The sequence below is a fragment of the Imperialibacter sp. genome (assembly GCF_048007035.1).
Lineage (GTDB): Bacteria > Bacteroidota > Bacteroidia > Cytophagales > Cyclobacteriaceae > Imperialibacter.
Genome location: NZ_CP180355.1, coordinates 1,024,472 through 1,038,688 on the forward strand (window position 1 = coordinate 1,024,472; position 14,217 = coordinate 1,038,688).

The following is a 14,217-nucleotide window of genomic DNA, read 5'->3' on the forward strand; positions in this document are numbered from 1 at the left end:
CGTTTAGGTGCTAATCAGTCCCAAAAATACCGCCCTATTCAAAAGGTATCAACTGATTGGTGGCCAATGGTAGACGTCGTTCGTACCAAAATAAGGGGTGAAATCGCTCAGCAAACAGCAGCCAGCAAAATCAACTATTGGAACCTCCCACGGAGTTTCACCTATTGCAGTTACAAAATGCTTTAGCTTTCATTCAACTACACTTCTGCCTGATGTAATTGGATCAAATTGCCGCAGGTATCCTCGAACACTGCCTGCGTGCCCCATTCGGTTTTTTTAGGTGCGCTTCTGAAAACGACACCTTTTTCCTTAAGCCTTTGGTAGTCCGCATTGATGTCTTTGGTTCCAAAAACAATGGTCGGCAACCCAGCTTCATATACAGCTTTTTGGAAGGTGTCGGCTCCCAGGTTCTGGTTAGGTTCCAGGAGCAGCGACGTGCCATCTGGCTCATCAGGCCCCGCAACAATCGCCAGCTGCATTTCCGGCATGTACATTTTTTCCACAAAACCCAGCACCTCGGTATAGAACTTAAATGCAGCAATGGGGTCGTTTACAAAGATACTTGTTAGTGCTATTTTCATTTTCTTCTTGCTTAGGATTGCTTTCTTTTCAAGATCAGGGCGCTCACCAGGGAAATGACAAGACCAATAGGAAACACCTCCGAAAAAGTAATAAGCACAACTGCAACGGGGTTTTGGTACATCTCCGCAAAAGTGGCCATTTCAGTAGCCTTGGCAGCCAGTTCCTGTTCGTTAGCACCACCAATTTTCGCCATATACATCACATGCTGGCTGTATTTATCCAGATAATCGGGCATGAACAAATAATAGTCAAAAAGCCACACCACCACATACATCGTTGCGGCGATGAGGCTAATATAAAGCCCTGTTAAAAATGCTTTGCCAAAACCGATAACGCCTCCATTCTGCTTGTCCCTGAATGTTTTGATACCCACAAAGATGAAGGAGAAGGCGGCGATCATCAGGGCGTAACCGACTACATCGTTGGTCTCAAATTCCGGGTTGGTGTAACACTTATTGGCCATAAACAGCATCATGCCAGTGATGATGACGCCGGAAATAAGGCCGAAAACAAGAACTATCTTTTTCATCGTCGTGATTGTTTTTTTTGTTGGATGCTGGCAAAGATGCAGGATGGAGCCTGTCAATTAATCACACTTTCGGGTGATTTTGACTCATTCACCCAAAAGGATGAGACCATCAAGCCACAATTCCCAGCTTTCTTGCTTTGTCGACAGCCTGTGTTCTGCGGCCCACCTCAAGTTTCTCAAACAGGTTTTTTAAGTGTGTCTTCACCGTGTTCAACGACACAAAAAGCTGATCAGCAATTTCCTGGTTACTCTTGCCAGCCGCCATCAGCTGCAGCACTTCGAGCTCCCTTTGGCTAATGCCCGTTTCCTTCAATGCTTCTTCGTTGGCAAGAAAATGCGCTGAATCAACAAGCACAGCTTTCTCTACTATTACCGTTTTAGGCTTCGTGAGCTTGAGTGCCAGCCAGATACCAAGGCCTGTGAAAAGAAGAGCAAGGCCACCTGCATAAATGGCGAAAGCATTATGGATAATGAGAAAGCGTAATTCCAGCCACCGGAGCACAATGAGAAACAAAGCCATAGAAAGGCCATAAGTGAGGAAGTGTCTGTATTTGGAAACCGATGTCAAACTTGTGCTTTGCAGTTGTTGAGTTCAAATATAAAAATAGCCATAAAATAAAGTTTAAGTACAGCCAGATAGGAGGACAAACGCATTTAAAACTATTTAACTTTGAAATTCTTCTTTTTTACCCTAACCCTAAAGGGAAAGAAGAATTTCAAAGCTGTTTCACCCTTAAGGGCCGGGGTAGAAAAACAGCTTTGAAAATAATTTATCCAATTTGTTTTAAATGCGTTTGCCCTGAGCCAGATAGGAGGCACCTTAAGGGTAATGGTTAAATAAGCCGTCCATAAAGAGTAGAAACCAAACCGAAACATGCGCCAATCACTGCTCCTCCTTTTTGTCTTCGCTTTACTCTTCGCCTGCGACACCGAGAACCGACAGGATAAAGACAAAGACATCAACCGACAGGCTGTCTTCAACCGGCACAACGTCCACATCACCGAAGTGGACACCCTGGCTTCCCTCAGCGTAGGCAATGGCCGCTTCGCCATGACCATGGATGTCACAGGCCTGCAAACCTTCCCCGAGCACTACCAGAAAGGCGTGCCCCTCGGCACCATGTCGGAATGGGGGTGGCACAGCTTCCCTACCAACGAAACCTATTCCATCGAAGAAACCCTGGCACCCATCATGTCGCATGGCCGTGAGGTGCCTTATGCCCGTCAGTGGCCTGCTGGCACCAGAGCCTCGGAGGCGGCCAACTACATTCGCCAAAACCCGCACCGCATTCACCTGGCCACTATTGGCTGGCACATCACAAAAGCTGACGGAACCCAGGTGGCCATTTCCGACATTCAAAACATTGACCAAACACTAGACCCCTGGACAGGAGAGCTCACAAGCCGTTTTGCCGTTGAGGGCGTGCCGGTGGAAGTGATCTCCTTTGTGAGCCAGACAGAAGATCGCCTAGGCGTGATGGTAAAAAGCGCCCTGCTGAAAGAAGGCCGGCTTGGTATCACCATCAACTACCCCTACCCCACTGACCAGTTTCAGGACGAAGCCGTGCTATTTGATGCCGATGAGCCAAGCCGTTTGCAGGTCAGCCAACCCAACCCTGCCCAGGTGACCATCAGGCGCCAGCTCGATACCACCCGCTACTTCACGCAGTTGCAGTCGTCGGTGGCCGTGCCTACAGTCAATGCTACTGACAAAGGCTTCCTACTAAAGCCTGAGACAGGGCAGGATGCCTGGACCTTCGACGTCACCTTCTCGCAAAAAGAAAGAGCAGTTGCAAAGAAGGCCTTTGAAGTGTTGCGATCCGCAGCACATCAGGTAATGAGCGACTTCTGGAACACAGGCATGATGATCGACTTTGGAGCAACAAAAGACCCAAGGGCTTTTGAGATTGAACGGCGGATGGTGCTGTCGCTTTACCTCACCAAAATCAACTGTGGAGGCAAAACCCCTCCTCAGGAAACCGGCCTCACTTACAACTCGTGGTATGGTAAGCCACACATGGAAATGGCTTGGTGGCACGGCGTCCATTTTGCGATGTGGGGACGTCCGGAAGTACTGGAAGACCACATGGAGTGGTACCTGAGAAGCATTGGGGTAGCCCGCCAGATAGCAGAACGACAGGGCTTTGAGGGAGTACGCTGGCAGAAAATGACCGATCCCTGGGGAGGGGAAACAGCCTCGTCAGTGGGCTCCTACCTCCTTTGGCAGCAGCCACATATCATTACGTTTGCCGAGCTGATTTACGAGGGCAAGCCCGAAAAAGAGGTGCTCGAAAAATACGACGAGGTAGTGCAGCAAACAGCAGCTTTTATGGCCGACTTCGCCTGGTACGACCCCGAGCTCAAGCGCTATATCCTCGGGCCAGGAGTGATTGCTGCCCAGGAGCGATTCGACCCTAAAACTACTTTCAACCCTACCTACGAAGTAGCCTACTGGCGCTGGGCTTTGGAAACAGCGCAGCAGTGGAGAGAAAGACAGGGGCAGCCAAGAAACGAAAAGTGGGACAAGGTGCTGAACGGCCTTTCGCCGCTGCCGCAAAAAGACGGCCTTTATCTTGCCGCAGAAAGCGCCCCCGAGTCGTACGACTCTACCTACTACATGACCGACCACCCCAGCGTGCTGGGTGCCTATGGCATGCTGCCCATGACCGATGGGTTGGACACTGCCGTGATGCACCGAACGTTCGACAAAATCTGGACCGACTGGCAGTGGCACGACACCTGGGGCTGGGACTTCCCCATGGTAGCCATGACGGCCACCCGGCTTGGTGATCCAGAAAAGGCAGTTGATGGCCTTCTCATGCCCATCACCACCAACATTTACCTACCCAACGGCCACAACTACCAAACAGACCGCCTGCGCCTCTACCTCCCCGGCAATGGCGGCGTGTTGGCGGCTTTAGCGATGATGGCAAAGCAAGAAAACGGCTGGCCGGAGGGGTGGATAGTGAGGGTGGAGAATTAAAGAGGCTGACAGGGACGCTGTGCTTTCATATCCTCGCAGCAAACTCAGCAGGAGAAACAAACAATGATGCAAGCAGTGCTATCGGATACACCGTCATACCTGCGCAGGCAGGTATCTCCAACCAAAACTACAATCGTCCTCTAGTTAACCTTGCCAGCGCACCACAGAGATGCCTTTTTTCATGGCCTGGAAGGAAAGGCATGACGACCCTGCTGAGGTCGGTGCAAGAGGAAACAACACTGCGCTTTTTATGGCCTCGCTGCAAACTCCGCAGGAGAAACAAACAATGATGCAAGCAGTGCTATCGGATACACCGTCATACCGTTCCACGTCGGCTGCGCAGGCAGGTATCTCTAACCCTTGCAGGTATCGTCTCTTGGTTAATGTTGACAGCACACCCCAGAGATGCCTGCTTAGCGCAGGCATGACGACCCTGCTGATGTCGGTGCCAGAGGAAACAACACTAGCTTTTCATGTCCTCGCTGCTAACCCCGCAGGAGAAACTACCACTGATGCTAGCACTGCGACCGGATACACCGTCATACCGTTCCACGTCGGCTGCAGCAGCAGGTATCTCTAACCCCCGACACGTATCGTCTTCTGGTTAACCTTGCCAGCCCACCTAGGAGATGCCTGCTTAGCGCAGGCATGACGACCCTGCTGATGTCGGTGCCAGAGGAAACAACACTAGCTTTTCATGTCCTCGCTGCTAACCCCGCAGGAGAAACAACCACTGATGCTAGCACTGCGACCGGATACACCGTCATACCGTTCCACGTCGGCTGCAGCAGCAGGTATCTCTAACCCCCGACACGTATCGTCTTCTGGTTAACCTTGCCAGCCCACCTTGGAGATGCCTGCTTAGCGCAGGCATGACGCCCCTGCTGAGGTCGGTGTGAGGCGATAGTATGCTGCTCCTTTCATGGCCTCGCTGCTAACCCCGCAGGAGAAACAAACAATGATGCAAGCATTGCTATCGGATACACCGTCATACCTGCGTTAGGCAGGTATCTCCAACCAAAAAGACAATCTTCCTCACACCAAATCCTTTACCTGTTCACTTAAATCAAGCAGTTGCGGATTGAAGGCGGTAATCATCTTCTCCTTCCACTCCCTCTTCCATTTCTTCAATTGCTTTTCCCGAAGGATAGCCGACTCGATCCTGTCATGAAATTCATAATAGATAATGTCAAAGCATTTATACCGGGCAACAAAGGCTGAATCCGTATCGGTCTTGTGTTTGTAAACCCTGGCAGACAGATTGGAAGTAACGCCGATGTACAAGACCGTTCGCAGCTTATTAGACATGATGTATGTGTATCCTCCTTTTGCAATCATATCGTATAGATGAGGGAAGAAATTAAAGATTTGCAACGACAATTAAAACTGCAGTTCATTCAAAGTAGAAAATGACCTTGACAGCACACCTTGGAGATGCCTGCCGTTGCAGGCATGACGACCCTGCGTAGGGTGGTGCAAGAGGAAACAACACTGCGCTTTTCACTGCCTCGCTGCGAACTCAGCAGGAGAAACAACCACTGATGCTAGCACTGCGACCAGATACACCTTCATACCGTTCCACGTCGGCCGGCCTGGAAGGATGCGCAGGCAGGTATCTCTAACCTCTACCTGTATCGTCTTAGGTTAACCTTGACAGCGCACCTTGGAGATGCCTGCTTAGCGCAGGCATGACGCCCCTGCGTGGTTGGGTGCCAGAGGAAAAGGTATTGCTCTTTTGATAGCCTCGCAGCAAACTCAGCAGGAAAATCAAACCCAACCACTAGCAGTGCACCTCGCCACACCGTCATACCGTTCCACGTCGGCCGGCCTGGAAGGATGCGCAGGCAGGTATCTCCGACCAAAAACATAATCGTCCTCTGGTTAACCTTGACAGCACACCCTTGAGATGCCTTTTTTCCCGGCCTGGAAGGATGCAGCAGCAGGTATCTCTAACCACCAAACGGCTCCCCTTCAACAAAAAAAACCCGCACTTTCATGCGGGATTCTACTCTCTCTGCTGGCTCTTGCCAATTGGCACGCCGACAGCAACATGTACTACGCTACTCATGCAGCCTCCTCGTTTGGTTCAACATCCAGGTTGTCAAACGCATCTGACGATCTGGTAAACTTCAGCTGGGCAAGATTTCTCTTCATCTCGTCACTCTGTGTATACAACACCTTCGTGCCTTTGATGCTGAAAATGCTCACCTGCTCAGGCTTTTCACTGCCTTTGCTGCTCAGGTTGATGCGGAAGTTGCCCAGCTGCCCCAAGTCTACCACATGGCCCTTTCTCATGTACATCGGAATCAGGTCCAGGAAGTTTTCGATGGCATTGAGCGCATCGCCCTTGGTAAGGGTGCTCCTGGCCGTCACTTCCTGCACAATTTCCCTTAGTGTGATTACACGATCCCGCTTGATAAAAGCGTAGTACTTCATTTCGCCTCCGCCAGCCACTCCCGGCTGTCCACGACGAATTACTTTATATTGAATTGAGTCCATTACTATTAAATTTAAAATGTGAATAAAATGATTTTGAAAATGGAGGGCTGGCCAGCGTCCCCGGTTTGTGTACCCTGAGTCAACTCATCACTCTTGCAAAAGAACCCCTGTGGCGCCTCCAGCGAAACTTCTGAAGAGGGAGAAATCAGCTCGTTGTGTACAGTAAAAATGATTTCAATATTGATGCCAAAAAGTGTTTTTCACGAGAATTCAGTTGAAAAAAATATATATTATTTTTCTTAGACTGAAAATGTTAAAAAATACACAGGTAAAAAGTGTTTTTATGTATCTATTCGGTAATTTTTTCGTATAAAGACGTTTGAAATTAGTGCGTTAATAGTTATTTCAATCGATTGTAATAACGCAACTCGCCCATCACCAAAATTATCAAATCCAGGATGTTTCTGCTCTAAGCTTAAGACCTCAATAGTTAGCAGATAATTGTACTTATTCCTTATACAAGGACTTTCATTTTCAATAAATTTATGATGGTCAAAATGGTCTTTTCTCATCTAGCGGTAGATCCTTTCCCATCTAGCTGTAGATGCAGTCTCATCTAGCTGTAGATTCACTCTGATCTAGCGCTAGATGAAGGTCCGTCTAGCGCTAGATGGAAGTCGGTCTTGCTGTAGATGCAGATCGGTCTTGCGCTTGTCACAGAAGCATCTTGGGCTAGTTGCCTGCCGGACTTGCTGTAGATGGAGTTGGATCTTGCTGTAGATGCAGGTCCAACTAGCTGTAGATAGGGTTCAATCTAGCGCTAGATTCAAGTCGGTCCAGGCGTAGATTCAGATCGGTCTTGCGGTAGATGCTAAAAGGTTTAGCGGTAGGTGTGGGTGGGGGCCGGTGTAAATTCCTTCTCGCCACGTGGAGGCCATCCTTAGCTAGTCAGTTATTGAGGTGAGTCGAACAATCGGCAAGGCGAGTGTTCAATTACGAAAATCTAAAATAATGCAACTTTTTTGTATATTCATTTCACGATGCACTATAAACATAGGTAACGATTAGATGAGTGAACTAAAGCATTTATTAGGCATATCCGGCGGGAAAGATAGTGCTGCTTTAGCTATATACTTAAGAGACAAATATCCCCAAATCGACCTTACTTACTATTTCTGCGATACCGGTAAAGAGCTTGATGAAACTTATCAGCTTATTGAGCGCCTAGAAGGTTACTTAGGCAAAAAGATCACTCGCTTAGAGTCAGATGATGCCCGAGCGGTCGGAGAAAACCCCTTTGATTATTATTATAAGATATATAGAGGTTATCTTCCTTCCAATGTCGCTCGCTGGTGTACCAAAAAAATGAAATTGGAACCTTTTGAGAAGTTTGTGGGCGACAACTCCGTGGTATCCTACGTGGGCATACGGGGCGATGAAGACAGAGAGGGATATATCTCCCGTAAAGCCAATATTCAGTCGATCTTCCCGTTTCGCCAAAACATATGGAGCGAAGAGGTCGTGAAAGACATGCTGAGCAATGCGCAGACGGAAGAGGTAATTGAACTCTATGCTGGAATGCTTAGTGGAGAAGCTTTCGATAAAGCCACAAAAATTCTTCGCACGCCACTTGAGTTTATCGAACGCAATCCAGAGCACAACAGGAAAATATTGCTTGAAAAATTAGTCGACCTCTTCGACCAGGGCGTGGCTAATTTCAATCACGCAGCCTTTCGTTTTCTGAAGAGCAGAAATTATCCACTCTCATTTGAAGAGGACTATCCCTTACTCGACAATGAGGAAGTGCTAGTAAGGGATGATATTTTCAAACTGCTGAGAGAAAGCAACGTAGGCGTACCCGCCTATTACGAAAAATTGGACTACTCTGTCAATGGGGACACGGGCGAATATGCAAGAAGCCGATCCGGCTGTTATTTCTGCTTTTTCCAGCAAAAGATAGAGTGGGTATGGCTCTATGAACAACACCCAACTCTCTTTGCTCAGGCCATGGAATACGAAAACGAAAAGGAGGGCTTTACCTGGAACCAAAATGAGTCACTAAAAGACTTGATTAGCCCTCTGCGAATCAGGAACATTAAAGAGGAGCACCTAAAAAGGATGAATAGGCAGAAATCTAAAGGTTCTAAATTCCTGCTCGATATTCTTGACGGAACTGAAAGTAATGGTTGTCCATCTTGTTTTATATAGCCCTCGAACTGATAGGAACTAAACACAACACCTACTAAAATGGGGAAATTTTTAAAAGGCAGCAGTCTAAATGCAGAACTAGAGACGCTATTTGAATCAGCAAATGATCTTCTGTATATTATTTCCCCCTATATCAAGCTTCATGTCAGGTTTAGGGACATTCTAAAAGCCAAGATTCAAAGCCACAAGCTCGAGATAACAGTTGTATTCGGCAAAAATGAAGGTGAATTATCTAAAAGTCTGAATTCGGAGGATTTGGAATTCCTTAAAACTCTACCAAATGTAGAAATTCGATATGAGCCTCGATTGCATGCCAAATATTACGCCAACGAGACTTCCGCTATTTTGAGTTCAATGAATCTTTACGATTACTCTCAAAACAACAATATTGAATTTGGAATTTTGACGAGAATGGGAAGAGTTATAAGCGACCCCCTTGACGAACAAGCGACTCGTTATTTTGAGGAAGTTATTGAAAATAGCAGGTTGCTTTATAAAAAAGAGGCCGATTTTGAAGAGAAACTGTGGGGTATCTCTTCAACCTACATCGGTTCGAAGGTCACGTTTGACGAGCTGCAAAGTCATTTTCAATCTACAAAGCCACTAGCAAAGTCGCTATCTTCTGATAGTCAGAAACCGATAGGATATTGCATCAGAACTGGAGTTCAGATTTCTTTCAATCCAAAAATGCCATTTGCGGATTTAGCTTACAAAGAATGGAATAAGTACAAAAGAAAAGACTATCCTGAAAAGTTTTGCCATTTTTCAGGTGAAGTGTCCAATGGCGAAAACAGTTTTGAAAGACCTATACTCAAAAAGAACTGGAATCAAGCTAAATCAATTCTAAGTTAACGATTCAATGAATTTCCCCGAGCACAAGTCACTCCCCACTGAAAAACTAGCAGCATGCTTCAATAACACTGTCGCTACATACAAATACTACTGGTTTCTCTCAATCCTTCAGTCAGTAGAACTTGGGGTCTTGAGTATTCAAAAAAAACAACTGTTCGCCCGAATGGTGGCTAACGCATGGTACACAATCAATTATTTCCATATTTCATTTGGCGTAGCCGATAAACTCCAGCGGGCAATTGAAAATCTTAAAGTCACCGAGTCACTCACGGTAGACGAAGACAGAGGTAAAGTCTACGAAGTTCTGGCCACTACCAAAAATAGCAACTCTCTTAGTTTCCTAGAGCATTTTGATAGACAAGTGCCCCACTGGTTTCTGTCTCCATGGTTCCCAGGCAGAACAAAGTCTGAGATTTATAAAGCATCTCAATCCTACAGCCAAAAGTCTTTGTATGCAGTGACCGCCAATGAAATTATCATCAACTCAGAGTGGCTATCTTACCTGCAAACGAACGCTAGGTTTTTAAAAGACTTTTGCTTTTGGAACCTTAGCCTTTTCCTACAAGCTCGAAACCCCAACGTTCCAGATATACCGAATAAGCTCATAAAGCCAGCTGCTCGAAGCGGCCTTAGTAAGCAACGAAATCAATTTTGGGACGTAGTGTTAAAAGAAGTTGATGGAGTTGACTGTATTTATACTGGCAAGAGACTTACAGTTGGAAATTACGCAGTAGAGCATTTTATTCCACATGCTTTTGTATCACACGATCTAATCTGGAACTTGATTCCAGCTGATTCTTCCTTCAATAGTTCCAAAAGCAATAAGCTTCCACTTTTCGAGAAGTATTTCGACCCTTTCTTCTCGCTGCAAAAACAGGCGATTGAAATAGTAAAAACCAAGACTCCAAATAGTAAACATCTGCTGGAGTATCTCACCATATTCCCCGATTTGGATGAGATAACATCACTTCCTCAGAATTTCACAAAGGAAAAATTTCGAGATCGGCTTCTACCTCTTGTTACTATTGCTTCGAACAACGGATTTCAGTTTATGACATGAACCAGCAGAATCTTTACAATCACCTAACCGCTAAGGAAAGAGACACACTTTCCTATCCTGCCCGAATACTGCTTAACAAAAATGTACTAGACGGAAACGTACTTGATTTTGGTTGCGGGTTTGGTAGGGATGTGAAGCTTCTAAAAGAAAAAGGAATTACTATTGATGGGTATGACAAGTACTATTTACCTAGCTACCCAACCAAGAAGTATGACACTATAATATGTTTTTATGTACTGAATGTGTTGATGCCCGAAGAACAAACAACGGTACTAATTGAAATCTCTCAATTACTAAAACCAACCGGCAAAGCTTACTTTGCAGTTCGTAGAGACGTTAAGTTTGAAGGCTTTCGCACTCACAAGATACACCAGAAGCCTACCTATCAATGTAATGTAACACTTCCCTACAATACCTTTTTTAAGAATGAGAATTGCGAGATATATGAATATCGCCATTACAACCAGTTGAAACGAAGTATAAAAACCTCTTGCCCCTTTTGCCAACCAGCCTCAAATCTGGAACTGATAGCAGAATCAGCCACCGCCTATGCAATTCTAGATAAATATCCAGTGAACCCAGGTCACACCCTAATAATACCTAAGAACCACGAGCCCAATTATTTCGATCTATCATTTAAAAAGCAAAGCGCTTGCTGGTTTCTTATAAACAAGGTAAAGGAAATCATAACTAAAATATACAATCCAGACGGTTTCAACATTGGTATCAACATTAATAAGCCAGCGGGACAGACAGTCTTTCATGCTCATATACACCTTATCCCGAGATTTGAACATGATGTGGAAAATCCGACAGGCGGGGTACGAGGTGTTATTAAAGGGAAAACTGCGTACTCGAAATAGGCAAATCACACGCTTTATCGCCGTAGTGAACTTTGCTGTCTAAGTAATGATTATATTTTGCGCATGCCATTCCAAGAACTCCTTCCTAGGCCAATATTTCCTTGGCATCTGCAGGCTGGCACCCTCTAGTTGGCCAAAATGCAGCTGGTAGAAAGCCTTTTTTACATAATCCCTTAGCCCTTTTGATAGAATAATTTTGTAATTGCCGTCTATTCCGAGAAGGCCTTGATCAAATGCCCTGTCGTATAGAGGAGAAAGGCAGATCCCGTTTTCCGGATTAAGACGTTCTTGCTCGTTTTGAGCCCACGGGATGATGTGACTCGCAACAAGTAGAGTCGGAATGTCTATTCCAGTCATTGCACACCTGAAATCGTAGTTTGCCAGTACCATCTGCCTAAATGCTGTCTGATTTACCCTAGTTTTTACCTCTCTTATTTTGGTTTCACCTTTCAGATGCTCCGTGCCACTTAATAATTTCTCAAACTTCTTCTCCAAAGATAGACTTTCCTTCTCGGCAAGTATCCTTTCGCTCTCGAAGAGTAGTTCTTCTTGGTTGTTGATGAATTCGTTCCAGATTGGTTGTACCTGTTTTATTCCGCCCGACAATCCTTTTATGCCTCTTTCTTGATGGAAAGGATCTACATGCGCAAAGTTGTTCAGCCGTATTGCAACGGAATTAACAGACCTTCCTATCAGTTGAGCTAAAGCCACGATTTCAGGAGTTCCAGTATGCAGCTTACCAAAAGGAAGCTTTAAATAAAGATTAAGCGCAACTATCAGTTCTTCCCTTGTCCAGAGGTTTTTAATGGGCATGCGATATTGTTTAAGAAGGTTATGACCGGAACTTTCTCTATTTTAGATCAGCTCTTTTGATCCATGTCTATGAAAGTTACATCAATTTTTTTATTCGCCTTATTTTTCTTTGAACCATATTATAGCAATGCCCATCCTCTCAAAAAACCACGCTGAACAGCAACGTCACGATGTTTTTGAAATGGTGCACCATACCCCCTCCCATCACACCTGCCTTAGTTTTTTCCCTCCAACCTGCTAAATTGTATCCGCACCTTTTTTTTGTTAGATGCTTTTATCAACCCAACCTCCTCTCATGAAAAAACTTCTCTTCCTGCTCCTGCTGGTTTCCACCACAGCCATGGCTCAGCCCCAACCTGTGAAGCTCTTTATCTCTGTAGACATGGAGGGCATAGGCGGCATTGGCACGGCCAAAATGACCAGCGGCGGCAAAGACTATGACACGGGCCGCAAGCTGATGACCGACGAGGTGAATGCCGTGGTGGCGGCCATTTTTGAAGCAGGCCCCGCCACCATAGTGGTGAACGACAGCCACGGCGACATGCAAAACCTCCTCCACACCCAGCTCGATCCCCGGGTGGAGTATATCCAGAGCAATATCAAGCCCCTGGGCATGGTGCAGGGACTGGACGCCACCTTCAATGGGGTGATCTACATCGGCTACCACGCCATGGCCGGCACTGAAAATGGCTTTCTGGCGCATACCGGCTCCGGCTCGGTAAAAGGCCTTTGGATCAATGGCACCGAGGTGGGCGAAGGCGGACTAAACACTTTTTTCGCTGGTGCTGTAGGTGTGCCTGTCATCCTGGCCAGCGGCGACAAAACCTTCACCGAGGAAATCAAAAAGCTGATACCGGCGGTGCGCACCGTTACCACCAAGGAAGCCATTGGCTCCAGCGCCGCCAAACTCCTCCACCCCGACGTGGTGAAAAAAGAGCTACAGGCACAAACCAAAGCAGCCCTGAAGGACATCAAAAATGCCAAACCTCTGCCAGTGCAAAACCCCATTGAGTTTGTGCTGAAGGTCGACGCCCCCACCCGTGCCGATGTGGCCATGGGCATCCCAGGCATGAAGCGGGTGGATGGCTACACGGTGTCGTACCAGGCCAAAGACATGGAGGAGGCGTACAAGCTGATCAGGATTGTTTATAAGTATTTGCAGTGGTAGCTTCCTGGTGTGAAGACACACCAGGAAACGTTGGTGGTAGCCTCCTGGTGTGAAGAAGCACCAGGAAACCTGATGTGTGATACGGGCAGGAAGACACACCCGGAAACCTGATGGTGTTTTGTGAGTGTCTCCACTCACCACCTCCCTTGCTTTTCAGCTTTTGCCAACGTTCGCTACCTTCACGGCTTCAAAGGAAAGTGTTATGATCGTTAAAATGGCCGAGGGCAACCTCAAAACAAAATATGGGGAGTACCATGAGGTGCTCTACTACGACGGACAGAAAGAGTCGATTGCCCTGGTGATGGGCGATGTGAAAGATGGGGAGGAAGTGCTTTGCAGGGTGCACTCGTCGTGCCTGTTCGGCCATGCCTTCAACAGCATTGAGTGCGACTGCCGGGAGCAAATGGAAACCTCGCAGCAGCTCATACAACAAGAAGGCAAGGGCATTGTGATTTGGCTGGAGCAGGAAGGAAAGGGCAATGGCCACTTTGCCTTGCTCAAAAGTGTGGAGCACAAGCGCCAGGGTGTGAAGCAAGCCGATGCCTACGAAGCCGTCGGCTTCAAAAGAGATGCCCGGGACTTTCGGGCTGCAGCCGAGATACTGAAAGACCTTGAAGTGAGGTCTGTTCGCATGATTACCGGGAATGCAAATAAAACCGAAACGCTCACCAGCTATGGTGTGAAAGTGGTGGGCACAGTGCCCACCTGACCATCATTTTT

General features: G+C 46.8%; 15 protein-coding genes. 8 read left to right on the top strand and 7 right to left on the bottom strand.

Annotated features, from left to right (window positions below):
• Nucleotides 1-197 precede the first annotated feature (197 nt).
• The 3 genes from ACMVP2_RS04580 to ACMVP2_RS04590 form a co-directional block, all read right to left on the bottom strand.
• Nucleotides 198-581, bottom strand: a complete 384-nt coding sequence (locus tag ACMVP2_RS04580) for a VOC family protein (RefSeq protein WP_416866892.1) — start codon at nt 579-581, stop codon at nt 198-200.
• 11 nt (nt 582-592) lie between these two features.
• On the bottom strand, nt 593-1,111 hold the full coding sequence (locus ACMVP2_RS04585; RefSeq protein ID WP_416866893.1) for a DUF4199 domain-containing protein: 519 nt from the start codon (nt 1,109-1,111) through the stop codon (nt 593-595).
• Between the two features lie 109 nt (nt 1,112-1,220).
• On the bottom strand, nt 1,221-1,679 hold the full coding sequence (locus ACMVP2_RS04590; protein ID WP_416866894.1) for a response regulator transcription factor: 459 nt from the start codon (nt 1,677-1,679) through the stop codon (nt 1,221-1,223).
• A gap of 306 nt (nt 1,680-1,985) precedes the next feature.
• Between ACMVP2_RS04590 and ACMVP2_RS04595 the strand changes: the two genes are divergently transcribed.
• Nucleotides 1,986-4,094: a hypothetical protein gene (locus ACMVP2_RS04595; protein WP_416866895.1), complete on the top strand. Its 2,109-nt coding sequence runs from the start codon at nt 1,986-1,988 to the stop codon at nt 4,092-4,094.
• A gap of 169 nt (nt 4,095-4,263) precedes the next feature.
• The gene (locus ACMVP2_RS04600) at nt 4,264-4,674 is read left to right on the top strand and encodes a hypothetical protein (RefSeq protein WP_416866896.1); all 411 of its coding nucleotides are present in this window, start codon (nt 4,264-4,266) and stop codon (nt 4,672-4,674) included.
• A gap of 455 nt (nt 4,675-5,129) precedes the next feature.
• Here ACMVP2_RS04600 and ACMVP2_RS04605 read toward each other — a convergent pair whose 3' ends face one another.
• The 3 genes from ACMVP2_RS04605 to ACMVP2_RS04615 all read right to left on the bottom strand — a co-directional run bounded on the left by ACMVP2_RS04605 (nt 5,130) and on the right by ACMVP2_RS04615 (nt 6,593).
• A complete protein-coding gene (locus ACMVP2_RS04605) occupies nt 5,130-5,432 on the bottom strand; it encodes a GIY-YIG nuclease family protein (protein WP_151999742.1) in 303 nt (100 codons plus the stop codon).
• Between the two features lie 287 nt (nt 5,433-5,719).
• On the bottom strand, nt 5,720-5,962 hold the full coding sequence (locus ACMVP2_RS04610) for a hypothetical protein (protein WP_416866897.1): 243 nt from the start codon (nt 5,960-5,962) through the stop codon (nt 5,720-5,722).
• Nucleotides 5,963-6,158: 196 nt separating this feature from the next.
• Complete coding sequence (locus tag ACMVP2_RS04615; protein ID WP_416866898.1) at nt 6,159-6,593, bottom strand: HU family DNA-binding protein; 435 nt, start codon at nt 6,591-6,593, stop codon at nt 6,159-6,161.
• A 1,008-nt stretch (nt 6,594-7,601) separates the two neighbouring features.
• On the opposite strand from ACMVP2_RS04615, the gene ACMVP2_RS04620 reads away from it, so the two are divergent.
• From ACMVP2_RS04620 to ACMVP2_RS04635, 4 genes are read left to right on the top strand one after another with little or no spacing between them, the layout of a single operon-like run.
• Nucleotides 7,602-8,741, top strand: a complete 1,140-nt coding sequence (locus tag ACMVP2_RS04620; RefSeq protein WP_416866899.1) for a phosphoadenosine phosphosulfate reductase family protein — start codon at nt 7,602-7,604, stop codon at nt 8,739-8,741.
• 39 nt (nt 8,742-8,780) lie between these two features.
• Nucleotides 8,781-9,593 (top strand): phospholipase D family protein, encoded by an 813-nt coding sequence (locus ACMVP2_RS04625; RefSeq protein WP_416866900.1) that lies wholly within the window; start codon nt 8,781-8,783, stop codon nt 9,591-9,593.
• A 7-nt stretch (nt 9,594-9,600) separates the two neighbouring features.
• The gene (locus ACMVP2_RS04630; protein WP_416866901.1) at nt 9,601-10,653 is read left to right on the top strand and encodes an HNH endonuclease domain-containing protein; all 1,053 of its coding nucleotides are present in this window, start codon (nt 9,601-9,603) and stop codon (nt 10,651-10,653) included.
• Nucleotides 10,650-11,516 (top strand): HIT domain-containing protein, encoded by an 867-nt coding sequence (locus ACMVP2_RS04635; protein ID WP_416866902.1) that lies wholly within the window; start codon nt 10,650-10,652, stop codon nt 11,514-11,516. Before ACMVP2_RS04630 ends, ACMVP2_RS04635 begins: the two co-directional genes overlap by 4 nt.
• A 39-nt stretch (nt 11,517-11,555) precedes the next feature.
• Here ACMVP2_RS04635 and ACMVP2_RS04640 read toward each other — a convergent pair whose 3' ends face one another.
• Complete coding sequence (locus tag ACMVP2_RS04640; RefSeq protein WP_416866903.1) at nt 11,556-12,329, bottom strand: HNH endonuclease; 774 nt, start codon at nt 12,327-12,329, stop codon at nt 11,556-11,558.
• A 295-nt stretch (nt 12,330-12,624) separates the two neighbouring features.
• Between ACMVP2_RS04640 and ACMVP2_RS04645 the strand changes: the two genes are divergently transcribed.
• On the top strand, nt 12,625-13,497 hold the full coding sequence (locus ACMVP2_RS04645) for a M55 family metallopeptidase (protein ID WP_416866904.1): 873 nt from the start codon (nt 12,625-12,627) through the stop codon (nt 13,495-13,497).
• Nucleotides 13,498-13,711: 214 nt separating this feature from the next.
• A complete protein-coding gene (locus tag ACMVP2_RS04650; RefSeq protein WP_416868191.1) occupies nt 13,712-14,206 on the top strand; it encodes a GTP cyclohydrolase in 495 nt (164 codons plus the stop codon).
• Nucleotides 14,207-14,217 lie beyond the last annotated feature (11 nt).